Origin of the sequence: Streptomyces longwoodensis (genome assembly GCF_001514125.1) — a bacterium.
Classification (GTDB): domain Bacteria; phylum Actinomycetota; class Actinomycetes; order Streptomycetales; family Streptomycetaceae; genus Streptomyces; species Streptomyces longwoodensis.
Window position 1 is genome coordinate 1 of sequence record NZ_KQ948555.1, and the last position, 23,779, is coordinate 23,779.

The following is a 23,779-nucleotide window of genomic DNA, read 5'->3' on the forward strand; positions in this document are numbered from 1 at the left end:
TCATTCGGCACGGGGCTTTTCTGCGTTCAGCCCAGTCAATGAAAGGGGCCCTCCTCCGAGGGCCCCTTTTTTTGCGTTCAGAGTCGTCCCGCTGCCTTCAGTTCCAGGTAGGCGTCCGCCAGTGCCGGCGGCAGCTCGTCCGGCGTCGCGTCCACCACGGTGACGCCGTGGCGGCGCAGGTGCTGGGCGGTGCGGTGTCGTTCCGCCTGGGCCTGGGCTGCTGCCGCAGCCTCGTACACGGCGTCGACCGAGCCCCGGGACGTCGACATGCGGGCGATGTGCGGGTCGGCCACGGACGCCACCACGACCGTGTGCCGTTGAGTGAGCTGAGGGAGGACCGGCAGCAGGCCCTCTTCGACCGGGGCCGTGTCGAGGGTGGTCAGCAGGACGACCAGTGAGCGGCGTGGTGCCGTGCGCAGGGCGGTGGCGGTGAGGCCGCGGGCGTCCGTTTCGACGAGTGCGGGTTCGAGGCCGGCCATCGCGTCGACGAGGGACGGGAGGACGTCGCGTGCGGTGCGGCCCTGGACGAGGGCGCGGACGCGGCGGTCGTAGGCGAGGAGGTCGACGCGGTCGCCCGCGCGGGAGGCGAGGGCGGCCAGGAGGAGGGCCGCGTCGAGGGCGGCGTCCAGACGGGGGGCGTCGCCCACGCGGCCGGCGGAGGTGCGGCCGGTGTCGAGGACCAGGAGGATGTGCCGGTCGCGTTCGGGGCGCCAGGTGCGGACGGCCACCGTGGACTGGCGGGCGGTGGCGCGCCAGTCGATCGAGCGGGTGTCGTCGCCGGGGACGTACTCGCGCAAGCTGTCGAACTCGGTGCCCTCGCCGCGGGTGAGGACGCTGGTGCGGCCGTCGAGTTCGCGCAGGCGACCGAGTTTCGAGGGCAGGTGCTTGCGGCTGGTGAAGGGTGGCAGGACGCGGACCGTCCAGGGGACCCGGTGCGTGCCCTGGTGGGCGAACAAGCCGAGGGGGCCGTAGGAACGGAGGGTCACGCGGTCGGCATGGCGGTCGCCGCGGCGGGTGGGGCGCAGGCGGGTGGTGACGCGGCGGCGTTCGCCCGCGGGGACCGTGACGCGGTGGCGGGACGCTTCGACCTCCGTGCCGGGCTGCCAACTGCTGGGCGGCCAGGCGTCGCGCAGGCGGGCACGCAGGGGGCGGCCGGTCGGGTTGGTGATCGTCAGGGTGACGTCCGCGGTCTCGCCGAGGCGTACGGCGGTGTCGCCGGAGCGGGTCAGCAGCAGGCGGCGTACGGGCGCGGCGAGGGCGTAGTCGCAGGCGCAGGCGAGGGCCAGCGGGGCGTTGACGGCCAGCAGGCCGGTCCAGCCGGCGTCCCAGATGCCCACGGGGAGGGAGCCGAGGGCCGCGAGGAGGGCGGTGCGTCCGGTGAGTGCCATTAGCGGGGGACGGGGACGTGGGTGAGGATCGCGTTGATGACGGAGTCCCCGGTCACGCCTTCCATCTCGGCCTCGGGGCGGAGCTGGACGCGGTGGCGCAGGGTGGGCAGCGCGAGGGCCTTGACGTCGTCGGGGATGACGTAGTCGCGGCCGGTGAGCCATGCCCACGCGCGCGAGGCGGCGAGGAGGGCCGTGGCGCCGCGCGGGGACACGCCGAGGGTGAGGGAGGGCGACTCGCGGGTGGCGCGGCAGATGTCGACGACGTAGGCCGTGATGTCGGGGGAGACGGTGGTCTTGGCGACGGCGGCGCGGGCGGCGTCGAGGTCGGCGGCGGTGGCGACGGGGCGTACGCCGGCGGCGTGCAGGTCGCGCGGGTTGAAGCCCTCGGCGTGGCGGGTGAGGACGTCGATCTCGTCCTGGCGGGAGGGGAGAGGGATCGTCAGCTTGAGGAGGAAGCGGTCGAGTTGGGCTTCGGGGAGGGGATAGGTGCCCTCGTACTCGACGGGGTTCTGGGTGGCGGCGACGAGGAACGGGTCGGGGAGTGGGCGGGGGGTGCCGTCCACGGTGACCTGGCGTTCCTCCATGGCTTCGAGGAGGGACGACTGGGTCTTGGGCGGGGTGCGGTTGATCTCGTCGGCGAGGAGGAGGTGGGTGAAGACCGGGCCGGGCTGGAAGGAGAACTCGGCGGTGCGGGCGTCGTAGACGAGGGAGCCGGTGATGTCGCTCGGCATGAGGTCGGGGGTGAACTGGACGCGTTTGGTGTCGAGTTCGAGTGCGGCGGCGAGGGCGCGCACGAGGAGGGTCTTGGCGACTCCGGGGACGCCTTCGAGCAGGACGTGGCCGCGGCACAGCAGGGCGACGACGAGGCCGGTGACGGCGGGGTCCTGGCCGACCACGGCCTTGGCGATCTCGGCGCGCAGGGCTTCCAGGGCGGCCCGGGCGCGGTCCGGGTCCCCGGTGGGCCCGGCGTTGTCAGTGGTCGGGTCCATCATGGACGGCGTACCTCTCTTTCGAGGGCGTCGAGTCGGTCGGCGAGGGAGACGAGGGCGGCGTCGTCGCTGGGCGGCGGGCCGAAGAGGAGGGAGTGCAGGGGGCGTCCGTCGCCGTGGAGGTGGGCGGACAGGGCGGGGACGAGTGCCTCGGGTGTGTGGGCCTGGGCGACGGGGATGCCGACGAGGGGGGCGAGGCGGGTGCGGGTGGTGGAGCGGAGAGCGGCGGCGGCGCGGTCGCGGGCGTTCGCCTTGCGGTAGAGGCGGGCGCGGCCTTCGACGGTCTCGGAGGCGCGGATCGCGACGGGGAGTCGTTCGGGGACGAGCGGGCCGAGTCGGCGTGCCCGCCACAGGGCGGCGAGGGCTGCCGCGACGAAGAGTTGCAGGGTGCCCCAGAGCCAGCCGGACGGGACGAGGTCGAGGAAGCTCTTCTCGTCCTCGGGTCCGGTGGCGGTGGTGTCGGAGAGGGAGGGGAGGTACCAGACGAGATGGGGGCGGGAGCCGAGGAGTTGGAGGGCGAGCGAGGCGTTGCCTTGTTCGTCGAGGCGTTCGTTGAGCAGGATGTCGGGGCCGCCGAGCAGGACCGTGTCGCCCTGTCCCGCGGCGTCGGGGAGGCGCAGCAGGGTGGGCAGGCGGGAGCTGGGGTAGCACTCGTCGGCGTCGGGGCGGGTGCTGGTGTAGCGGATGCCGCCGGTGTCGGCGGGGCCGGCGCGGCGGGCGGCGGGCAGGTCGCAGCCGGGGTCGAGGGTGGAGTCGCGGCTGGTGGCGGGGTCCGCGGTGACCCCGGGGGCGAGCGTGCCGACGGACCAGCCGCCGGCGGCGACGAGGACGGTGCGGCCGCCGGAGCCGCTGGTCGCGGAGTGCAGCAGCTTCTGCTGGTGCTCCGTCAGCCGGTCGGGCACGGCGACCAGGAGCGTGGTGTCGGGGCCGGTCGCGGCGCGGGCCTCGGCCAGGGTGGTGACGAGGCGGGTGGTCACGCCCCGGTCGGCGAGGAGTGCGGTGACGGCCCGGCTGCCGAGGGGGTCGGCGGAGCGCGGGTCCAGCTCGCCGTGCCGGGCGTCGGAGCGGACGGTGGCGACCGCGACGGCCCCGGCGAGGAGGACCAGCAGGGCGAGGGCGATGCCCCGCGAGCGGGTCCACAGCTGTCGGGCCGTGGGCGAGACCGACGTGGACGGGAGCGTGGCCTCGGTGGTCATCGGTCGGTTCCCCCGTGCGTGGGGTGGGCCGTGGCGGCGGTGGTGGTGCTGCTGTGGGCGAGCTGGGGCCTGGTGTGCTCCAGGTCGTGGTCGAGTGCGGCGAGGCGGTGGTACGTCTGCTCGGTCGCCGCACGGCCGCCGTACGTCACGTCGTCGAAGTCGCGGGCGGCGGCGCGCAGCCGGTCGGTGTGGGCGGGCAGGGTGCGGCCCGCTTCGGCGGCGGCCTCGTCGGCGGTGCGGCCGGGGCGGGTGTCGAGGAGGGCGCGTTCCTCCAGGGAGCGGACGAGGGCGCGCATGCGTTCCTGGACGGCCTGGTTCCAGTGGCCCTGGGCGGCGTGCGCCTCGGCGGCCGCGCGGTGGGCGGCGGCACTGCGGGGGCGGTCGTCGAACAGGGCGGCGGTGGACGCGGGTGCGCGGTGCGGGGTGCCGAGGCGCCACCACAGCGCGGCCACGACGGCGACGACCGCCAGCACGATCACGGCCAGGCCGAGCGCGCCGCCCGGGGTGGCGCCGGACGCGGCGGTGAGCAGGTCGTCCAGCCAGTTCCAGAAGGTGTCGAGGGCGCGCTCGACCAGGCCCGGGTCGTGCTCGTGGTACAGCCGTTTGGCCAGCTCGCGCCGGGCCGCCTCGCGCGCGGGGTCCCTCGGGACGGTGAGCGGCGGCCCGTCGTCGCCGGCCCGCAGCAGCCGGGAGGCGTCGCCGGCGCGCAGCACGGTCCGCAGGGCGGCGCCGGTGGCGCGGGACAGCGGCGCCGGGTCCGCGGTGAGGACTCCCCCCGTCACGCTCACCGCATCAGCTCCCGGGGGTCGGGCCGGGGGTGGGTGCGGCGTAGCCCGGGACACCGGCGGCGCGGGCCAGGTCGAGGTCGAGGGCTTCGCGGCGGATCCGCTGGTCGATGTAGAGGAGCACGGTGACGCCCGCCGTGATCGGGAAGGTGATCATGGAGCCGATCACCGAGCCGATCCCGGTGATGACGAGGTAGGTCCAGCCCAGGTCGCCGCCGGACTCGACGAAGCCGTGGAAGCCGCCGTCGCCCGCGAGGGCGCCGACGATGGCGAACGGGACGACGACGATCGCCGAGATCACGTTGGCGATGATGGCAGCGAGCAGCTGGATGCCGAACACCCGCCACCAGGAGCCGCGGACGAGCTTGGTGGAGCGGCCCATGGCCTTGCGGATGCCCTGCTTCTCCAGCATGAGCGCGGGCGAGGCCAGGGAGAGGCGCACGAACAGCCAGACGATGACGACGAGGGCGGCGAGCACGCCGAGGACGGCGATCCCGGCGCCCGCGTCACCGGCGCCGGCCACCGCCAGCAGGATGCCGGGCAGCACGCCGACGCCGCCGATGGCCACCGCGATGAGCAGCAGCAGGAGGATCAGGCCGAACAGCGCGGGGATCCGCGGGCGGGCGTCCCGCCAGGCCTCGCCGAGCGTGACCTCCTTGCCCAGGACGGCGCGGCTGGTGACGGCGGTGAGCAGGGCGGTGGCGATGACGGTGCCGACGAGGGTGACCAGGAAGATCGCACCCGAGCTGAGCATGCTGTCGCGCAGGGCGTCGATCTGCTCGTCGGTGGTGGCGCTGGTGTCGCCGAGGGCCGACGAGCTCACCGCGTCGTTCAGGACCAGGCCCTGGAGCAGGACGACGAGGGTCTCGGTGACGACGGCGACGGTCAGGGAGATGCCGAGGACCGTGCGCCAGTAGGTGCGCATGGTGGACACCGCACCGTCGAGGATCTCGCCGACGCCGAGCGGGCGCAGCGGGATGACACCGGGCTTCGCCGCGGGCGGCGGGCCGCCCCAGCCCGCGCCCCAGCCGCCGCCCCAGCCGGGGTGGCCGTGCGGGGGCTGGGGGCCGTAGCCGCCGGCGGGGGGCGGGCCGCCGTAGCCGCCCGGGGGGACGGGGCCGCCCGGGCCCGCGGGGCCGGTCCAGCCGCCGGGGGTGCCGGGGCCGCCGGCCGGCGGGTGGGCGCCCCAGCCCTGGCCGGTGCCGGGCGCCGGAGCCGGGGGTGGCGGGGGTGCCTGGCCGGGGGTCCGGCCGCCCGCGGGGGCGGACCACTGGGCCGGGGGCGGCTGCTCCTTGGACCACTTCGGGCCGGGGGACTGCGCGGCCGGGTCCGCGGCCTCGGCCTGAGGGCCGGGCTCGCTGCTCTCGGGCGCCGTGCCCGGGGTCTGCCGGGGGCTTCCCGGCTGGGCGGCCTCGGGCGGGCCGTCGGGGCGTGGGCCCGGTCGGCCGGTGGGCTCGGCAGGGGCCGGTGCGGCCGGTTCCTGCCCGTCGGACGGGGCGGATCCGGGCGAGGCCCAGCCCGGAGTGTCGTTCATCGTCGCTCCTTCACGGTGCCCGTCCGCGGTCGCGGCGGAAGGTTGGGAGCCATCGTGCCATGGGGTGGTCATGGGCCGACCGGCCGCGGTAGGGCCTGCCTCCCTTCAATTGTCTGCCGGAAAAGGGGCAGACTGACCGCATGGCTGATCAGTACGCGCACCCCGGCGAGGACAAGCCGCCCACCGACATCCCGGCGATCCGATGGGAGGAGCCACCCGAAGGCCCCGTACTGGTCCTCCTCGACCAGACGAGGCTCCCGGTCGAGGAGGTCGAACTCGTCTGCACGGACGCCTCCGCGCTGGTCGAGGCGATCCGTACGCTCGCGGTGCGCGGGGCGCCGCTGCTCGGCGTCGCCGGGGCGTACGGCGTCGCGCTCGCCGCCGCGCGCGGCTTCGACGTGGACGAGGCCGCCACCGCGCTGGCCGGTGCCCGGCCGACCGCGGTGAACCTGTCCGTCGGCGTGGAGCGCGCCCGGGCGGCGTACCGGGCCGCCGTGGCCGACTCCGGGGACCCGCAGCAGGCCGCCGCGGCGACGCTGGCCGCGGCCCGGCAGCTGCACCGGGAGGACGCCGAGGCCAGTGTCCGCATGGCGCGGCACGGGCTGGCCCTCCTGGACGAGCTGCTGCCCGGCGGCGGCCACCGGGTCCTGACCCACTGCAACACCGGGGCGCTGGTCTCCGGCGGTGAGGGCACGGCGTTCGCGGTGGCCCTCGAGGCGCACCGGGCGGGGCAGCTGCGGCGGCTGTGGGTGGACGAGACGCGTCCGCTGCTGCAGGGCGCCCGGCTCACGGCGTACGAGGCGGCGCGCAACGGGATGGCGTACACGCTGCTCACGGACAACGCGGCGGGGTCGCTGTTCTCGGCGGGCGAGGTGGACGCCGTGCTGGTCGGCGCGGACCGCATCGCGGCCGACGGGTCGGTGGCGAACAAGGTGGGGACGTACCCGCTCGCCGTGCTCGCCCGCTACCACCACGTGCCGTTCATCGTGGTGGCGCCCGTGACGACCCTCGACCCGCACACTCCCGACGGGGCGTCGATCGAGGTCGAGCAGCGTCCCGGCTACGAGGTGACCGAGTTCTCCGCGCCGCAGGTGCAGGTGACGGGGGCGGGCGGCGGTGTCGCGGTGGCGCCGCTGGGGACGCAGGCGTACAACCCGGCGTTCGACGTGACCCCGCCGGAGCTGATCACGGCGATCGTCACCGAGGAGGGAGTCGTGTCGCCGGTGACGGCGGAGGCGCTGGCGGACCTGTACGCCCGGTCCCACCAGGTGTCGAGCGGCTGACGGGCCGACGGCCTCGGGGAGCGGCTGCCCGTCCGGGCGCGGCCGCTGCCCGAGGCCTGCTGTCGTCCCGTAGGGGGCGGGCGGTGACGGCCGTGCCCGCGCGGCACCGCGTGAGACCGAGCGGGACGGGTGTGGGGGTGCGGCCGGTTTTCGGCCGTCCTGCCGTGGCGTCGGCCCGTGTCCCGCCCGGCTCCCGGGGGTGCGGGGATCACCGTCCGGGACGAGGGCAGACAGTGACGGCTCGCTGCGGCTAAGGTCACAGGCCAGTGACCCTGCTCACCAGCGCCACCGTCACTGTTATGAGAATGGGATGATGTCGTTTATGAAGGGACGAGTCCTTGTCGTCGACGACGACACCGCACTGGCCGAGATGCTCGGCATTGTGCTGCGTGGTGAAGGTTTTGAGCCGTCTTTCGTAGCCGACGGCGACAAGGCGCTGGCCGCGTTCCGTGAAGCCAAGCCCGACCTGGTGCTGCTGGACCTCATGCTGCCCGGCCGGGACGGCATCGAGGTGTGCCGCCTGATCAGGGCGGAGTCCGGCGTGCCGATCGTGATGCTCACGGCCAAGAGCGACACCGTCGACGTCGTCGTGGGCCTGGAGTCGGGCGCCGACGACTACATCGTGAAGCCGTTCAAGCCGAAGGAGCTGGTCGCCCGCATACGGGCCCGGCTGCGGAGGTCCGAGGAGCCCGCGCCCGAGCAGCTCGCCATCGGCGACCTGGTCATCGACGTCGCCGGGCACTCCGTGAAGCGGGAGGGACAGTCGATCGCCCTGACCCCGCTGGAGTTCGACCTGCTGGTCGCGCTGGCGCGCAAGCCGTGGCAGGTCTTCACGCGCGAGGTGCTCCTCGAGCAGGTCTGGGGCTACCGGCACGCCGCCGACACCCGCCTGGTCAACGTGCACGTGCAGCGGCTGCGCTCCAAGGTCGAGAAGGACCCCGAGCGCCCGGAGATCGTGGTGACCGTCCGTGGTGTCGGGTACAAGGCAGGACCGAGCTGACATGTCCGGTGACAGTGCCGCTTCGGCGCCCGGCCGGTCCGGGGCCCGCCCGGAGCGGCCTGTCGGCCGCACGTCCCTGCGGGAGCGCTGGGCGAGCCTCCTGCACGGCGGGCTGTTCCAGGGCGGGGTGCAGGGCAGCCCGGTCCTGAGGCTCCTGCTGCGCTGGATACGCCGGCCGCTGCTGCCGCTCATGCGGCTGTGGCGGCGCAACATCCAGCTCAAGGTCGTCGCCACCACGCTGCTGATGTCGCTGGGCGTCGTCCTGCTGCTGGGCTTCGTCGTCATCGGGCAGGTGCGCAACGGACTGCTCGACGCCAAGGTCAAGGCGTCGCAGAGCCAGGCCACCGGCGGCTTCGCGGTGGCCAAGCAGAAGGCCGACGAGGCCGAGAGCGCCGGCGCCGACGACGGTACCCCCGCCGACCAGCGCGCCTCCCAGAACGTCATCGAATGGATGAGTGAACTGGTGTCGTCGCTGTCCAGCGGCGGCCAGGGCGCCTTCGACGTCGTCACCCTGCCCCCCGGCGACGACAGCGGCGGCGGACGCGGACCGCGTGCCTCCGGCGGCGTCGACCCCAACAAGAGCGTCCCCGAGGACCTGCGCGCCCGCGTCAACACCGGCAGCAGTGCCGCCCAGAGCTACACCCGCATCCGCTACAGCAACGGTGACAAGGAGTCCCAGCCCGCGCTCGTCATCGGCAAGCGGGTCAACGACCCCAACGGCGACCCCTACGAGCTGTACTACCTCTTCCCGCTCACCCAGGAGGAGAAGTCCCTCAGCCTCGTCAAGGGCACCCTCGCCACCGCCGGGCTCTTCGTCGTCGTGCTCCTCGGAGCGATCGCCTGGCTCGTCGTACGGCAGGTCGTCACGCCGGTGCGGATGGCCGCCGGGATCGCCGAACGGCTCTCCGCCGGGCGCCTGCAGGAACGCATGAAGGTCACCGGCGAGGACGACATCGCCCGCCTGGGCGAGGCCTTCAACAAGATGGCGCAGAACCTCCAGCTGAAGATCCAGCAGCTCGAGGACCTGTCCCGGATGCAGCGACGGTTCGTCTCCGACGTCTCCCACGAGCTGCGCACCCCGCTGACCACCGTGCGCATGGCCGCCGACGTCATCCACGAGGCCCGCGAGGACTTCGACCCCGTCACCGCCCGCTCCGCGGAACTCCTCGCCGACCAGCTCGACCGGTTCGAGTCCCTGCTCGCCGACCTGCTGGAGATCAGCCGCTTCGACGCCGGCGCCGCCTCCCTGGAGGCCGAGCCGATCGACCTGCGCAACGTCGTACGCCGCGTCGTCGACGGCGCGGCGCCGCTCGCCGAACGCAAGGGCACGGCGATACGCGTCGTCGGCGACCAGCAGCCCGTGGTCGCCGAGGCCGACGCCCGGCGCGTCGAACGCGTGCTGCGCAACCTCGTCGTCAACGCCGTCGAACACGGCGAGGGCAAGGACGTCGTCGTCAAGCTCGCCTCGGCCCAGGGCGCTGTCGCCGTCGCCGTGCGCGACTACGGCGTCGGCCTCAAGCCGGGCGAGGCCACGCGCGTGTTCAGCCGCTTCTGGCGCGCCGACCCGGCACGCGCGCGGACCACCGGCGGCACCGGCCTCGGCCTGTCCATCGCCCTTGAGGACGCGCGGCTGCACGGCGGCTGGCTCCAGGCCTGGGGCGAACCCGGTGGCGGCTCGCAGTTCCGGCTGACGCTCCCGCGCACCGCCGACGAACCGCTGCGCGGCTCGCCGATACCCCTGGAACCCAAGGACTCCCGCCGCAACCGCGGCCTCAACGACGCCGGCCTGCCCCGAGGGAGCGGCGAGAAGAGCGCCACCGTGCCGCTCCAGCCCGCCGGTGAGCCCCGGTCGGGCGCCCGGGCACCCCTCACGCCCAGGGCCGGCGCAGCGGCCCCCACGGCCGACCCCACGGCCCTCCCGGGCAACGGCGCACGCGTGGTGGCGCGACCCGCGGCGGTACCTCCGCGACCGGCGCGGGACGACGACGATGCCGTACCGGATGCCTGGCGGCAGAACGGCGGCGCCGCACTCGGCGTGCAGCAGCCGGCCAGCGGCTCCGCGGCGGATGCGCAGCGGTCGGGCGACGGTGCCGCGTCCGGCGCGCGGCGGCAGGACGACGGTGCGCGACCCGGCGTACGTCGGCAGGAGGACGCGGCCGCCGCGGGCGGGACGCGGGCGGAGAGCTCCGGGCGGGTGGACGCGGGAGCGGACGGTTCGGACGACCAGGGGGAGGCGTTTCGTGGGCGCTGAGCGCGAAGGGGGCACGCGCGCACGGCGCGGACGGAGGCGCGCGACGGCGTACGCCGCGTGCGGGGTCGTCCTGCTGGCCGGCTGCGCCTCGATGCCCGACAACGGCGACCTGCGGGGCGTGGAATCCACCCCCCGCCAGGAGACCCAGGTCCGCGTGTTCGCGATGCCGCCCCGCGAGGACGCGCCGCCCTCCGAGATCGTCCAGGGCTTCCTCGAGGCCCTGACCAGTGACGACCCCACCTTCTCCACCGCGCGGCAGTACCTCACCCCGCAGGCCGCGCGCACCTGGCAGCCCGAGCTGTCCACGACCGTGCTCGCCGACGGGCCCGAGGCCGAGGCCGACCGCTCCGGCGGCCGCGTCGAAGGCGGCGACTTCTCCTTCACGCTCACCGGCACGCGCGTGGCGACCGTCGACGGGCAGCAGTCGTACAGCCCCGCCGGCGGCAGCTACGGGCAGATCGTGCACCTCGTGCGCGACAAGAAGTCCGAACAGTGGCGCATCGACGCCCTGCCCCAGGGCGTCGTCATGGGCACGTCGGACTTCGAGCGCAACTACATGTCCGTCAACAAGTACTACTTCGCGTCCACCCCGACGGCCGTGGGCGTCACGCGCCGGCCCGCCGCCGTCGCCGACCCCGTCTACGTGCGCGAACGCGTCGACCCCACCACCCAGGTCGTCCGCTCCCTGATCGGCGGGCCCACCAGCTGGCTGCGCCCCGTCGTGCGCTCCAGCTTCCCGACCGGCACCGAGCTGGCGAAGGGCGTCACCGCGCTGACGCCCGACGACCAGAACAAGCTGACCGTGCCGCTCAACGACAAGGCCGAGAACGTCGGCCACGCCAAGTGCGACGAGATGGCCGCCCAGCTGCTGTTCACCGTGCAGAGCCTCACTCCGGTCGTGGAGGAGGTCGAACTGCGCGCCGGCGGCACCCGGCTGTGCTCCCTCGACGAGAACCGCGCCGCGACCGTCGCCGCGCGGGGCTCCGAGGACCACCCCGGCTACCTGTACTTCATCGACGGCGAACACCGGCTCGCGCGGATGAGCGGCGGCGAGGACACCACGGGCGACCCCGTGCCCGGCGCGCTCGGCGACGGCACCAAGGCACTGCGCTCCGTCGCCGTCGCGCACGACGAGCACATGGCCGCCGGCGTCACCATCGACGGCAGGGCGCTGTACGTCGGCTCCATGGTCACCGGCAGCTCCCTCGGCGAACCGGTGCTGCGCAGCACCGGCGCGACCGAGAGCGACCGGCTCACCGCGCCCAGCTGGGACGGACAGGGCGACCTGTGGGTGGCCGACCGCAACCCCGGCGCACCACGCCTGCTGCTGCTCCAGAACGGCGGCGGCACCCCGGTCGTCGTGCGCACCCCCAGCCTGGACGGGCGGATCAACGCCGTACGGGTGGCCGCCGACGGGGTGCGGATCGCGCTCGTGGTGGAGAAGGACGGCAGGCAGGCGCTGCTGATCGGGCGGATCGAGCGCGACCAGAAGCCCGGCGAGCAGCAGCCGGCCGTGTCGGTCCAGGAACTGCGCTCCGCCACACCGGAGTTGGAGCAGGTGACGGCCGTGTCGTGGGCCGGGGACAGCCGGCTCGTGGTCGTCGGGCAGGAGTCCGGCGGGGTCGAGCAGGTGCAGTACGTCCAGTCCGACGGCTCCGTCCCCGAGGCGGGCACCCTGCCCGGCCTCACCGAGGTGCAGAGCATCGCGGCGTCCGAGGACAGCGAGGCCCCGCTGTTCGCCACGTCCAAGAACGGCCTCCTGTGGCTCCCCGGCGGCAGCGGCTGGCGCACGCTGAAGGAGACGGCTTCGGCGGTGTTCTATCCGGGGTGACGACAGCCCGGCGATGACGGGATGCGAGCCCTCCTGATGGTTGTCCACAGGGGGGCTCGACCGTTTTCCACAGGGGTGGTGGCCTCCCGGACGCGTTGGCACAGTGGTCGGTGTGGACGCTGTGCGGGGGTGGTGGCGGGAGCTCGGTGACCTGGTGCTGCCGACCGGGTGTGCCGGGTGCGGGCGGGCTCGGGGGGTGCTCTGTGCCGGGTGCCGGGAGGCGCTCGGTGGGAACGTGCCGCGGCGGGTGCGGCCGGTGCCCGAGCCTGCGGGGCTGCCGGCCGTCTTCGCGGCGGCGCCGTACGGGGACGCGGTGCGGGCCGTGCTGCTGGCGCACAAGGAGCGCGGTGCGCTGGGGCTGGGGCGGGAGTTGGGGGTGGCGTTGGCGGGGGCGGTGTGGGTGGGGGTGGGGGAGGGGAGGGGGGAGGGCCCCACCCCGGCTGAGTTCCCCCTCCCTCTTCCCCTCATCCTCGTCCCCGTCCCCTCCGCCCCCGCCGCCGTCCGCTCCCGTGGGCACGACCCCACGCGTCGTATCGCGCTCGCCGCGGCCGGGGTGCTGCGGCGGGCCGGAAGGCCGGCGCGGGTGGCGGCGGTGTTGCGGCAGCGGAGGCGGGTGGCGGACCAGGCGGGGCTCGACTCGCGGCAGCGGCGGGAGAACCTGCGGGGCGCGCTGGTGGTGGCGCCGGGCGGCGCGAGGTTGCTCGCGGGTGGGCCGGTGGTGCTCGTGGACGACCTGATGACGACCGGAGCGTCCCTGGCGGAGGCGGCCCGGGCCGTGCGGGAGGCGGTGGACTCCGTGAACGCCGTGAACTCCGCGAACGCGGTGGACGCGGTGGACGCGGTCAACCTCGGCGTCTACCCCGCGGAGCGGGGAGCGGCACCTTCTGGGCGGGCCGTGCGGCGGGGGTCCGGAGGAAGTGTGCGGGGAGGCATCGGGTGGGGGACGGCGGGGAAGAGTGGCGGTGGCGGGGGCGTGACGGTGGAAGGAAGCCGTCGGACCGACGGGGACGCGGGCCGCGAGGCGGGATCCGCGGAAGGGACGAGTGCTGAGGGCGGGCCTCTCCGGGTACTCCGGGTACTCGGGGGACGGACCGGGGGAGTGGTCTGCGCGGCGGTGGTCGCCGCGTCGGCGGAATCCTTCGGAATGATCGGAATGAACAGGAACTGAGCGTTAACTCGCGTCGTTGCAGGCAATGAGAGGGTCAATTCACCTGAACGGAGGTACGCGGCAGTAGAGGGTGACGACATCCGTCCGGGCGAGATATGTTCGGTTGTGAGGGAAAGCCGCAGGCCAGACCTCGCCTATCCGAATGCGGTGCTGTGGTTTTCCGCAATCACCCGCCGCACTGAGGATGGACATCGCGCCCGCGGGGGAGGAGGAGGTGGACGTCACCGAGTCCGAGGTTCCGGGGCTCTCCGGGACCTGGTGCAAAAGGGAGATGCTCCGCCGGCGAAGCGGAGCGATCCGGGAACGGAGTTCTGCGTGGACATCGTCGTCAAGGGCCGCAAGACCGAGGTGCCCGAGCGGTTCCGCAAGCACGTGGCCGAGAAGCTGAAGCTGGAGAAGATCCAGAAGCTCGACGGCAAGGTGATCAGCCTCGACGTCGAGGTGTCCAAGGAGCCGAACCCCCGACAGGCCGACCGGTGCGACCGAGTGGAGATCACGCTCCGCTCCCGCGGTCCGGTGATCCGGGCGGAGGCGGCGGCCAGTGACCCGTACGCGGCACTCGACCTGGCGGCGGAGAAGCTGGACGCCCAGCTGCGCAAGCAGCACGACAAGCGGTACACGCGGCGCGGCACACGGCGGATCTCCGCGGCGGAGGTCGCCGACCACGTCCCGGGCGTGGCCACCCTCGACAGCAACGGCCAGGCGGTCGGGTCCGACGAGTCCGAGGGCGTGCCCACCAAGAAGATCGGTTCGCTCGAGGTGCAGGGCGACGGCCCCCTGGTGGTCCGCGAGAAGACCCACGTGGCCGCCGCGATGACGCTCGACCAGGCTCTCTACGAGATGGAGCTGGTCGGTCACGACTTCTACCTGTTCGTCGACTCCGAGACCAAGGAGCCCAGCGTCGTCTACCGGCGGCACGCGTACGACTACGGCGTGATCCACCTCAGGACGGACACGATGGTCACCCAGGGCAACTCCGCAGAATCGGGTGGCACGCTGGGCGGCTGACCCGCGCCGTCGAAGGCCCGGCCGGTGCCCCTGGAGCGCGTGTGCGCCCCCAGGGGCACCCTCGTGCGACGCCGTGCGACCCCATCACGCACCGTTGCGTCACCGCGTTGTCGTCCGGGCATGGAATCATGACCCGAGCGGCCCAACCGGTGGGTCGCTGCCTTGGGTTGGCGACGGCACAGGACCACGGCCACAGCCTTCAGGGGGAGGAACGATGGCGGACAGCTTCGGACCGATGCGGGACGAGGGCGCCGGCGACGGCGTCGTCGGCCTGGGCCCGGAGGCGGGCACTTCGCGCGAGGAGCCGATCCGGGTCCTCGTCGTGGACGACCACGCCTTGTTCCGTCGCGGTCTGGAGATCGTGCTGGCGGCCGAGGAGGACATCCAGGTCGTCGGTGAGGCGGGGGACGGCGCCGAGGCCGTGGACAAGGCGGCCGACCTGCTGCCCGACATCGTGCTGATGGACGTCCGGATGCCCAAGCGCGGCGGTATCGAGGCGTGCACGTCCATCAAGGAGGTGGCCCCCAGCGCGAAGATCATCATGTTGACGATCAGCGACGAGGAGGCCGACCTCTATGACGCGATCAAGGCGGGCGCGACGGGTTATCTCCTGAAGGAGATTTCCACCGACGAGGTGGCGACCGCGATTCGCGCGGTGGCCGACGGGCAGTCGCAGATCAGTCCGTCCATGGCGTCGAAGCTGCTCACCGAGTTCAAGTCGATGATCCAGCGGACCGACGAGCGCCGGCTGGTGCCGGCGCCGCGGCTGACGGACCGTGAGCTGGAAGTGCTGAAGCTCGTGGCGACCGGAATGAACAACCGGGACATCGCCAAGGAGTTGTTCATCTCCGAGAACACCGTGAAGAACCACGTGCGCAACATCCTGGAGAAGTTGCAGTTGCACTCCAGGATGGAGGCCGTGGTGTACGCGATGCGGGAGAAGATCCTCGAAATTCGCTGAGGGCCCGTCGGACGACCGGGCCGGTGGTGCGGATCAGGCCAGCAGGCGGGCGAGTTCCGTGGTGAGGGGCTCGCGCAGTTCCGGGGCGTCGACGCGTTCGACGCGGACGTCCGTGCAGTCCACCCAGCCGGCCGCCTCCACGAGGGCCTGGGCGACGGCGGGAACGGCCTTGCGGTGGTCCAGGGAGATTTGCCGGGCGACCAGGGTCCTGCCCTCGCGGGCCGGGTCGACGCGTCCCACGAGGCGGCCGCCGGCGAGCACCGGCATGGCGAAGTAGCCGTGGATCCGCTTGGGCTTGGGGACGTAGGCCTCCAGGCGGTGGGTGAAGCCGAAGATCCGCTCGGTGCGGGCGCGTTCCCAGACGAGGGAGTCGAACGGCGACAGCAGGGTCGTGCGGTGGCGGCCGCGCGGTGGTGCGGCGAGGGCGGCCGGGTCGGCCCAGGCGGGCTTCCCCCAGCCGTGCACGGTGACGGGGACCAGGCCGGAGTCGGCGATCACGGCGTCCACCTGCTCGGTCTTGAGGCGGTGGTAGTCGGCGAGGTCCGCGCGGGTGCCGACGCCGAGGGACTGGCCCGCCAGGCGCACCAGGCGGCGCAGGCACTCGGCGTCGTCGAGGTCGTCGTGCAGCAGGTCGGTGGGGACGGCGCGCTCGGCGAGGTCGTAGACGCGCTTCCAGCCGCGGCGTTCGACGCAGACGACCTCGCCGTACATCAGGGCGCGCTCCACGGCGACCTTGGTGCCGGACCAGTCCCACCACTCGCTGGTGCGCTTGGCGCCGCCGAGTTCGGTGGCGGTGAGGGGGCCCTCGGTGCGCAGCTGCTTGATCACCTGGTCGTAGACGCCGTCCGGGAGGTCGTGGTGCCAGTGCGGGCGGTGGCGGTAGGCGCGGCGGCGGAACGCGAAGTGGGGCCACTCCTCGATGGGCAGGATGCACGCGGCGTGCGACCAGTACTCGAAGGCGTGGGTGTCGGTCCAGTAGGCCCGCTCCACGGTGGTGCGGCCGACGGCGCCGAGGCGGGCGTAGGGGATGAGTTCGTGGCTGCGGGCCAGGACGGAGATGGTGTCGAGCTGGACCGCGCCCAGGTGGCGGAGGACGCCGCGGACGCCGGCCTTGCGGTCGGGGCTGCCGAGGAAGCCCTGGGCGCGGAGGGCGATGCGGCGGGCGTCGTCCGCGGAGAGCTCGGTCTGGGGGCGCGGGGTGGTCATGGCTCGCACGATAGGCGCCGGCACTGACACCGGGGCGTGACCTGCGTGTTTTTCCGGACCGCTCAGCTCTTTTTCCGGACCCCCTCAGCTCGGGGCGCCCCGGTGCGGCAGGTGGGGCGTGGTGCCCGGCAGGCCGAGGTCGGCGGGCAGGAGGGAGGCGAGCCAGCAGTCGCGGCGGGTGCCCCTGTGGTCGAGGGCCGCGCGCAGGACGCCCTCGAAGGTGAAGCCGGCCCGGCGGGCGACGGCGCGCGAGGCGGTGTTGCCGACTTCGGCGCGCCATTCGAGGCGGTCGACGGCGAGGGCGGTGAAGGCCCAGCGGGCGGCGGTCAGGGTGGCCTCGGTGGTGTAGCCGCGGCCGCGGTGCTCCTTGGCGGTCCAGAAGCCGACCTCGGCGGTGCCGGGGGTGCGCCGGGTGACGCTGAGGGCTCCGGTGAGGGTGCGGTCGGGCAGGAAGACGCCGAAGGTGAACATCGTGTCGCCGGCCCAGCCGTCGGGGGCCAGCCGCTCGGTGAAGGCACGCGCGTGTGCCGGGAGGTAGGGGGAGGGGATCGTCGTCCAGCGCTGGACGTCCGGGTCCTGGGCCGCCGTGTGCACCGCGTCGGTGTCGCGCGGGGTGAGCGGGTCGAGGACGAGGCGGTCCGAGGTCAGGGTGACGGGGTCCATCGGGTGATTGTGGTGGGTGGGGCGGCGGCGCGTCACCTCCTCGCCGTGGGTGAGGGCGTGATCACGATTCGCGCACGTTCGTCCGGCGGGGGCGGCACCATCCGGGGGCCCCGGCCGTTGTTCCGGGTGGAGGACGTTCGACCAGTGGGCGCGCATCGCCGTGCGGTCCTCGGCACGGCAGGCCTCCCGGCGTGGCGGGGTCCTCGCATACGATGGCCGTTGCTCAGTCACTCACCACCGACCGTCCCAGGCCCGACCGGCAAGGAGACCAACCCCCGTGTCCGTCCTCTCGAAGATCATGCGTGCAGGCGAAGGCAAGATCCTGCGCAAGCTGCACCGCATCGCGGACCAGGTCAACTCCATCGAAGAGGACTTCGTCGACCTCTCCGACGCCGAGCTGCGGGCCCTCACCGATGAGTACAAGCAGCGGTACGCCGACGGGGAGAGCCTGGACGACCTGCTGCCCGAGGCGTTCGCCACGGTGCGCGAGGCGGCCAAGCGCGTCCTCGGCCAGCGGCACTACGACGTGCAGCTGATGGGCGGTGCCGCGCTGCACCTCGGCTACGTGGCCGAGATGAAGACCGGTGAGGGCAAGACCCTCGTCGGCACGCTGCCCGCGTACCTGAACGCGTTGTCGGGTGACGGCGTCCACCTCATCACGGTGAACGACTACCTGGCCGAGCGCGACTCGGAGATGATGGGCCGCGTCCACAAGTTCCTGGGCCTGAGCGTCGGCTGCATCCTCGCCAACATGACGCCGGCGCAGCGCCGCGAGCAGTACGCGTGCGACATCACGTACGGCACGAACAACGAGTTCGGCTTCGACTACCTGCGCGACAACATGGCGTGGGCGAAGGACGAACTCGTGCAGCGCGGCCACAACTTCGCGATCGTCGACGAGGTGGACTCCATCCTCATCGACGAGGCGCGCACGCCGCTGATCATCTCGGGCCCGGCGGACCAGGCCACGAAGTGGTACGGCGACTTCGCCAAGCTGGTCACGCGGCTCAAGCGCGGTGAGGCGGGCAACCCGCTCAAGGGCATCGAGGAGACCGGCGACTACGAGGTCGACGAGAAGAAGCGCACGGTCGCGATCCACGAGTCCGGTGTCAGCAAGGTCGAGGACTGGCTGGGCATCGACAACCTCTACGAGTCGGTCAACACGCCGCTGGTGGGCTACCTGAACAACGCCATCAAGGCGAAGGAGCTCTTCAAGAAGGACAAGGACTACGTCGTCATCGACGGCGAGGTCATGATCGTCGACGAGCACACCGGCCGTATCCTCGCCGGCCGCCGCTACAACGAGGGCATGCACCAGGCGATCGAGGCGAAGGAAGGGGTGGACATCAAGGACGAGAACCAGACGCTCGCCACGATCACCCTGCAGAACTTCTTCCGCCTCTACAAGAAGCTGTCCGGCATGACCGGTACGGCGATGACCGAGGCCGCCGAGTTCCACCAGATCTACAAGCTCGGCGTGGTCCCGATCCCGACGAACAAGCCGATGGTCCGCAAGGACCAGTCGGACCTGATCTACCGGACCGAGGTCGCCAAGTTCGAGGCGGTCGTCGACGACATCGCCGAGAAGCACGAGAAGGGCCAGCCGATCCTGGTCGGCACGACCTCGGTCGAGAAGTCCGAGTACCTCTCGCAGCAGCTGAGCAAGCGTGGCATCCAGCACGAGGTGCTGAACGCCAAGCACCACGAGCGCGAGGCGCAGATCGTCGCCCAGGCGGGCCGCAAGGGCGCCGTGACGGTGGCGACGAACATGGCCGGCCGTGGTACGGACATCAAGCTCGGCGGCAACCCCGAGGACCTCGCGGAGGCGGAGCTGCGGCAGCGCGGCCTGGACCCGGAGGAGCACATCGAGGAGTGGGCCGCGGCGCTGCCCGCCGCCCTGGAGCGGGCCGAGCAGGCCGTCAAGGCGGAGAAGGACGAGGTCGAGTCGTTCGGCGGCCTGTACGTGCTGGGCACCGAGCGGCACGAGTCGCGCCGCATCGACAACCAGCTGCGCGGTCGTTCCGGCCGTCAGGGCGACCCGGGCGAGTCCCGCTTCTACCTGTCGCTGGGCGACGACCTGATGCGGCTGTTCAAGGCGCAGATGGTCGAGCGCGTGATGTCGATGGCGAACGTCCCGGACGACGTGCCGATCGAGAACAAGATGGTCACGCGGGCGATCGCGTCCGCGCAGTCGCAGGTCGAGCAGCAGAACTTCGAGACCCGCAAGAACGTCCTGAAGTACGACGAGGTGCTCAACCGGCAGCGTGAGGTCATCTACGGCGAGCGCCGCCGCGTCCTGGAGGGCGAGGACCTGCAGGAGCAGATCCAGCACTTCATGGACGACACGATCGACGCGTACGTGCAGGCGGAGACCTCCGAGGGCTTCCCCGAGGACTGGGACCTGGACCGGCTGTGGGGCGCGTTCAAGCAGCTCTACCCGGTGAAGGTCACCATCGAGGAGCTGGAGGAGGCGGCGGGCGACCGGGCCGGTCTGACCGCCGAGTTCATCGCCGAGTCCATCAAGGACGACATCACCCAGCAGTACGAGGCGCGTGAGGCGCAGCTCGGCTCGGAGATCATGCGTGAGCTGGAGCGCCGGGTCGTGCTGTCGGTCCTGGACCGCAAGTGGCGCGAGCACCTCTACGAGATGGACTACCTCCAGGAGGGCATCGGCCTGCGCGCGATGGCGCAGAAGGACCCGCTGGTGGAGTACCAGCGCGAGGGCTTCGACATGTTCCAGGCCATGATGGACGGCATCAAGGAGGAGTCCGTCGGCTACCTGTTCAACCTGGAGGTCCAGGTCGAGCAGCAGGTCGAGGAGGTCCCGGTCGAGGACGCCAAGCCGGTGGCCGACCTGGAGAAGCAGGACTCCGTGCCGGCGCAGGCGGGCGCCCGCCCGGAGATCCGCGCCAAGGGCCTGGACGTGCCGCAGCGGCGCAACCTCCACTTCTCGGCGCCGACCGTGGACGGCGAGGGCGGCACCATCGAGGGCGACTTCGCCGGTGACGACGAGCCGGTGCGCTCCGAGGCCGACGGACTGACCCGCGCGGAGCGCCGCAAGCAGTCGCGGGGCGGCCGCCGCCGCAAGAAGTAGCCGGCGCGGGACGTCGTCGCAGGTTCGTGAGGGCCGGTCACCCCAGGGGTGGCCGGCCCTTCGGCGTGCGTGCCGGGCCGGTCGGCGGGCGGGTGCGGGCGGCTCGGTCAGTCGTCCTCGGGGCGCGGGCGGGGGCCGCCGAGTTCCACGGCGGTGCAGCGCCAGCGGTGGTCCGTGCCGCGTTCCAGGCGGAACGCCATGGCGCGCAGCCGGTCGCCGGCGCGGATGCGGGCGAAGGCCTCGAGGGTGCCGGGGCGGACCTCGTAGTGGCCGATGTCGCGGACGACGGGGCGGGCGCCGCGCAGGGTGCGCAGCGGGCCGTGCTCGGCGAGGCGGACCAGGTCGTCGTAGGCGCGGCCGAGGGTGTGCCGGAGCATCGCGTGCACGGGCTGGCGGCCGCTGAGGACGGCGAGCAGGCGCTCGGCGAAGACATCGGTGGCGGTGGGCCGCGGCGGCGCCCCCTGTCCCGCCGGGGCGGCCCCGGCCGCCCGCGTGACGGTACCGGACGGGCCGGCGGGGCGGTTGTCGGCCGGGCGGGTGCGGTGGGCGGTGCCGGGGCCGGCCGGCGGGCGGCCCCCGGCCGCGGTGGTCCGGGCGGTGCCGCCGCTCGGTGTGCGCGGCGGGGCGCCGCCGGGCCGGCCGGGGTCGCGGCGGGCCGGCGGACGGGTGGCCGCCCGCGGGGCGGGACGGCGCTGGCTCCTGGTCATGACCTTGTTCATGTGATCCCCGTGATCTGGTGCGCGGGGGAAACCCGCGCAATCCGGTCGGTACCGGTCGGTAACCAACCGCGGTGGTCGATCTTGTACGGGGTCGGCGAGGGGATGGGCAAGCGGGGTCCCGGTCGTGGCGGGGGCCCGCCGAAGTTCACCTATCAGAGTGAGGGGGAGGGTGCCCCGGCCCGTGGGGGAGCGGGCGGACCGGGTGAACGGCGGGCGCCGGGTGGACGCCCGCCGGGGTGCGGGGTCAGACCCGAAAGGGGACGCCCGCGGGACGCCCGCACGTATTCTGGGAGCCGTTCCAGGAGCCCCCGACCCACGAAAGCGGCTGCCATGCGCGTGTACGTCCCCCTGACCCTCCCCGGGCTCGCCGAGGCGCACAAGACGGGACAGCTGGGGTCCGGGCCGCTCGTCGCGTACGCCGTCACGCCCGGGCTGCGCGAGTGGTACCTCTCGGACGACGTCGAGGAGCTGGAGTACGCGGCGCTCAGCCGGGCCGCGCTGGCCTCGCTGCGGCTGCTCGCGGCGGACGCCGGGGCACCGCGGCGGCGGGTCGTGGTCGCCGTCGACGTACCGGACGGGGCGGCGACGTCCGACCCGGACCGGGGCCTGGACCCGGCCGCGCTGGGCGAGGTGACGGTCGCCGGGGCCGTACCGCTGGCCAAGGCGGCGGCCGTGCACGTCGACGCGGGCGACGCGGAGGCGGACGTGGCCGCCGCGGCGGACGCCCTGGAGGCGGCGGACGGCGGGGACGACGACGCGCAGTTCGTCGTGGACGGGGCCGAGGACCACGAGCTGCTGTGGTTCGCCACGCAGGAGATCCCGAACCTGGTGGGGTCGGCCGGCTGAGCGCTCACCCCTCCCGGCTGTCGGTGGGGGCGGGTACGTTTGCGGACATGGGGATGCAGAGTGGGGCGCACATCGTCTGGGACTGGAACGGGACGCTGTTCCACGACAACGAGGCGATCATCGGGGCGACGAACGCGGCGTTCGCCGAGCTGGGGCTGGAGCCGATCACGCTGGAGCGGTACCGGGCGCTGTACTGCGTGCCGGTGCCGAAGTTCTACGAGCGGCTGATGGGACGGCTGCCCACGGACGCCGAGTGGGAGGTCATGGACGCGGTCTTCCACCGCTACTACGCCGAGCGGCGGGCGGCCTGCGTGCTGACCGAGGGCGCGGCGGAGCTGCTCGCCGGGTGGCGGTCGGCGGGGCGCAGCCAGTCGCTGCTCAGCATGTACGGGCACGACGAACTGGTGCCGCTGGTGCGCGGGTTCGGCATAGAGCCGCACTTCCTGCGGGTGGACGGCCGGGTCGGGCCGTCCGGGGGCAGCAAGGCGGAGCACATGGTGCGCCACCTCCGGGCGCTCACCGGGGTGGACCCGGAGCGGACCGTGGTGATCGGCGACGCCGCCGACGACGCGGTGGCCGCGCTGCACGTGGGGGCGCGGGCGGTGCTCTACACCGGGGGCTCGCACGGCCGGGCCAGCCTGGAGGCGGTCGGGGTGCCCGTGGTGGACAGCCTGGCGGAGGCCGTGCAGGTGGCGGAGGACCTCGCCGCGTGATCCCTGGGCCCTGACCTCCGGCCCGTGACTCCAGACCTTCGACTCCTGACTTCGGACCCCCGTCCCCCGCCCCCTGGCCTCAGGTGACCGGTGCCTTGGCGCGCAGGACGGTCAGGAACTCGCGCATCCAGGCCGGGTGGTCCGGCCAGGCACGCGACGAGACGAGGCTGCCGTCCACGACCGCCTCGGTGTCCTGGAAGGTCGCGCCGGCGGTCTGCATGTCGATCTCCAGCGCCGGGTACGCCGTGACGCGGCGGCCGCTGAGGGCGTCCACGGCGGCGGTCAGCAGCGGGCCGTGGCAGATCTGGGCGACCGGCTTGTCCGCGTCGAAGAACGACTTGAGGATCTTGCGCAGCTCGGGGTCGTTGCGCAGGTACTCGGGGGCCCGGCCGCCGGGGACGACGACGGCGGCGTACCGTCCGGGGTCCACCTCGGAGAAGGCCAGGTCGGCGGGCCAGGTGTAGCCGGGTTTCTCCGTGTAGGTGTCGAAGCCGTCCTCGAAGTCGTGCACGACGAACCGGAGCTTCTTGCGGGTCGGGGCGGCGATGTGGACCTCGTAGCCCTCCTCGCGCAGGCGCTGGTAGGGGTAGAGGACCTCCAGCGACTCGGCTGCGTCACCGGTGACGATGAGGATGTACGTGGGCACGGCGGCCTCCTCCTGCCGGGTGGTGGTGTGGGCACCGTGCCGCCCCGGCGGCGCTGTGCCAAGGGGGCGGTGGCCGATTTCAGCCTCGCCCCTCCGGGTGACCGCGGCCACTTTTCGATGCGGCGGGCCGCCCCTTCACCGTTCGGCCGGACGTGGCCCGACCGGTCGTACGAACCTCGTCCTCCCGTGCGTCCCGCCGGTCCCGGCGGACCCCCCTGCACCACACCCCCGACTCCACCCCTGTGCAGAACGTCAAAGTTCCCGCCCCTGTTTTGTACACATACGGCTCATGACGGGACGCCCCGGAGGGGCGATAGCCTGGTGGCGTGATCAGCGCGATAGTTCGCGGGGGTGCTGTTGCCCCTGCCCTGCGCCCGGTTCGCACGGAGTGTCTCCGTGACCGGGCGGCGGTCGCTGGTCCTCGCGGGCGGGACGAGGGACCCAGGGGTCCCCGGACGCCGTACACACCCCGGACGAGCGGGACGCGTGATGCCGCGC

19 protein-coding genes are annotated in these 23,779 nt (G+C 73.3%); 10 read left to right on the forward strand and 9 right to left on the reverse strand.

Features of this window, described 5'->3' with window-relative positions:
• Positions 1–77 precede the first annotated feature (77 nt).
• Genes AQJ30_RS19895 through AQJ30_RS19915 form a run of 5 tightly spaced genes read right to left on the reverse strand, consistent with a single transcriptional unit; the run spans position 78 to position 5,892 of the window.
• Positions 78–1,388: a DUF58 domain-containing protein gene (locus AQJ30_RS19895; RefSeq protein ID WP_067235820.1), complete on the reverse strand. Its 1,311-nt coding sequence runs from the start codon at positions 1,386–1,388 to the stop codon at positions 78–80.
• Entirely contained in the window at positions 1,388–2,377 is a 990-nt protein-coding gene (locus AQJ30_RS19900; protein WP_107119638.1) for an AAA family ATPase, read from the reverse strand. The genes AQJ30_RS19895 and AQJ30_RS19900 overlap by 1 nt, the downstream gene beginning before the upstream one ends.
• Positions 2,377–3,573 carry a DUF4350 domain-containing protein gene (locus tag AQJ30_RS19905; protein WP_067235825.1) on the reverse strand — a complete coding sequence of 399 codons (1,197 nt, stop codon included), beginning with the start codon at positions 3,571–3,573 and terminating at the stop codon, positions 2,377–2,379. The genes AQJ30_RS19900 and AQJ30_RS19905 overlap by 1 nt, the downstream gene beginning before the upstream one ends.
• Complete coding sequence (locus tag AQJ30_RS19910) at positions 3,570–4,361, reverse strand: DUF4129 domain-containing protein (RefSeq protein ID WP_067235827.1); 792 nt, start codon at positions 4,359–4,361, stop codon at positions 3,570–3,572. Before AQJ30_RS19910 ends, AQJ30_RS19905 begins: the two co-directional genes overlap by 4 nt.
• 4 nt (positions 4,362–4,365) lie before the next feature.
• On the reverse strand, positions 4,366–5,892 hold the full coding sequence (locus AQJ30_RS19915) for a DUF7847 domain-containing protein (RefSeq protein WP_067235830.1): 1,527 nt from the start codon (positions 5,890–5,892) through the stop codon (positions 4,366–4,368).
• Between the two features lie 140 nt (positions 5,893–6,032).
• Between AQJ30_RS19915 and mtnA the strand changes: the two genes are divergently transcribed.
• From mtnA to AQJ30_RS19950, 7 genes are all read left to right on the forward strand, one after another.
• Positions 6,033–7,175 carry an S-methyl-5-thioribose-1-phosphate isomerase gene (gene mtnA / locus AQJ30_RS19920; RefSeq protein WP_067235833.1) on the forward strand — a complete coding sequence of 381 codons (1,143 nt, stop codon included), beginning with the start codon at positions 6,033–6,035 and terminating at the stop codon, positions 7,173–7,175.
• Positions 7,176–7,485: 310 nt separating this feature from the next.
• Positions 7,486–8,175, forward strand: a complete 690-nt coding sequence (gene mtrA / locus AQJ30_RS19925; protein ID WP_187281934.1) for a two-component system response regulator MtrA — start codon at positions 7,486–7,488, stop codon at positions 8,173–8,175.
• A gap of 1 nt (position 8,176) precedes the next feature.
• Complete coding sequence (gene mtrB, locus AQJ30_RS19930) at positions 8,177–10,426, forward strand: MtrAB system histidine kinase MtrB (RefSeq protein WP_067235835.1); 2,250 nt, start codon at positions 8,177–8,179, stop codon at positions 10,424–10,426.
• A complete protein-coding gene (locus AQJ30_RS19935; protein ID WP_067235838.1) occupies positions 10,416–12,257 on the forward strand; it encodes an LpqB family beta-propeller domain-containing protein in 1,842 nt (613 codons plus the stop codon). The genes mtrB and AQJ30_RS19935 overlap by 11 nt, the downstream gene beginning before the upstream one ends.
• Before the next feature lie 121 nt (positions 12,258–12,378).
• Positions 12,379–13,425: a ComF family protein gene (locus tag AQJ30_RS19940; RefSeq protein WP_067236555.1), complete on the forward strand. Its 1,047-nt coding sequence runs from the start codon at positions 12,379–12,381 to the stop codon at positions 13,423–13,425.
• A 315-nt stretch (positions 13,426–13,740) separates the two neighbouring features.
• Positions 13,741–14,433 (forward strand): ribosome hibernation-promoting factor, HPF/YfiA family, encoded by a 693-nt coding sequence (gene hpf / locus AQJ30_RS19945; RefSeq protein WP_067235840.1) that lies wholly within the window; start codon positions 13,741–13,743, stop codon positions 14,431–14,433.
• Positions 14,434–14,647: 214 nt separating this feature from the next.
• Positions 14,648–15,394: a response regulator gene (locus AQJ30_RS19950; RefSeq protein ID WP_067235843.1), complete on the forward strand. Its 747-nt coding sequence runs from the start codon at positions 14,648–14,650 to the stop codon at positions 15,392–15,394.
• Positions 15,395–15,427: 33 nt separating this feature from the next.
• Here AQJ30_RS19950 and AQJ30_RS19955 read toward each other — a convergent pair whose 3' ends face one another.
• Both AQJ30_RS19955 and AQJ30_RS19960 read right to left on the reverse strand, forming a co-directional pair.
• A complete protein-coding gene (locus AQJ30_RS19955; protein WP_067235845.1) occupies positions 15,428–16,600 on the reverse strand; it encodes a winged helix-turn-helix domain-containing protein in 1,173 nt (390 codons plus the stop codon).
• 84 nt (positions 16,601–16,684) lie between these two features.
• The gene (locus AQJ30_RS19960) at positions 16,685–17,263 is read right to left on the reverse strand and encodes a GNAT family N-acetyltransferase (protein WP_067235848.1); all 579 of its coding nucleotides are present in this window, start codon (positions 17,261–17,263) and stop codon (positions 16,685–16,687) included.
• A 277-nt stretch (positions 17,264–17,540) separates the two neighbouring features.
• Between AQJ30_RS19960 and secA the strand changes: the two genes are divergently transcribed.
• On the forward strand, positions 17,541–20,357 hold the full coding sequence (gene secA, locus AQJ30_RS19965; protein WP_067235850.1) for a preprotein translocase subunit SecA: 2,817 nt from the start codon (positions 17,541–17,543) through the stop codon (positions 20,355–20,357).
• Between the two features lie 107 nt (positions 20,358–20,464).
• Here the strand turns inward: secA and AQJ30_RS19970 are convergent, their stop codons facing one another.
• Complete coding sequence (locus AQJ30_RS19970; protein ID WP_067235852.1) at positions 20,465–21,076, reverse strand: Rv3235 family protein; 612 nt, start codon at positions 21,074–21,076, stop codon at positions 20,465–20,467.
• Between the two features lie 330 nt (positions 21,077–21,406).
• Here AQJ30_RS19970 and AQJ30_RS19975 point away from each other — a divergent pair, with 330 nt between their 5' ends.
• Together AQJ30_RS19975 and AQJ30_RS19980 are read left to right on the forward strand one after the other, a co-directional pair.
• Positions 21,407–21,922, forward strand: a complete 516-nt coding sequence (locus tag AQJ30_RS19975) for a DUF6912 family protein (RefSeq protein ID WP_067235855.1) — start codon at positions 21,407–21,409, stop codon at positions 21,920–21,922.
• Positions 21,923–21,969: 47 nt separating this feature from the next.
• Positions 21,970–22,635: an HAD family hydrolase gene (locus AQJ30_RS19980; RefSeq protein WP_067235858.1), complete on the forward strand. Its 666-nt coding sequence runs from the start codon at positions 21,970–21,972 to the stop codon at positions 22,633–22,635.
• Positions 22,636–22,714: 79 nt separating this feature from the next.
• On the opposite strand, the gene AQJ30_RS19985 is transcribed toward AQJ30_RS19980, so the two are convergent.
• Positions 22,715–23,281 (reverse strand): DJ-1/PfpI family protein, encoded by a 567-nt coding sequence (locus AQJ30_RS19985; RefSeq protein ID WP_067235860.1) that lies wholly within the window; start codon positions 23,279–23,281, stop codon positions 22,715–22,717.
• Positions 23,282–23,779: the final 498 nt, after the last annotated feature.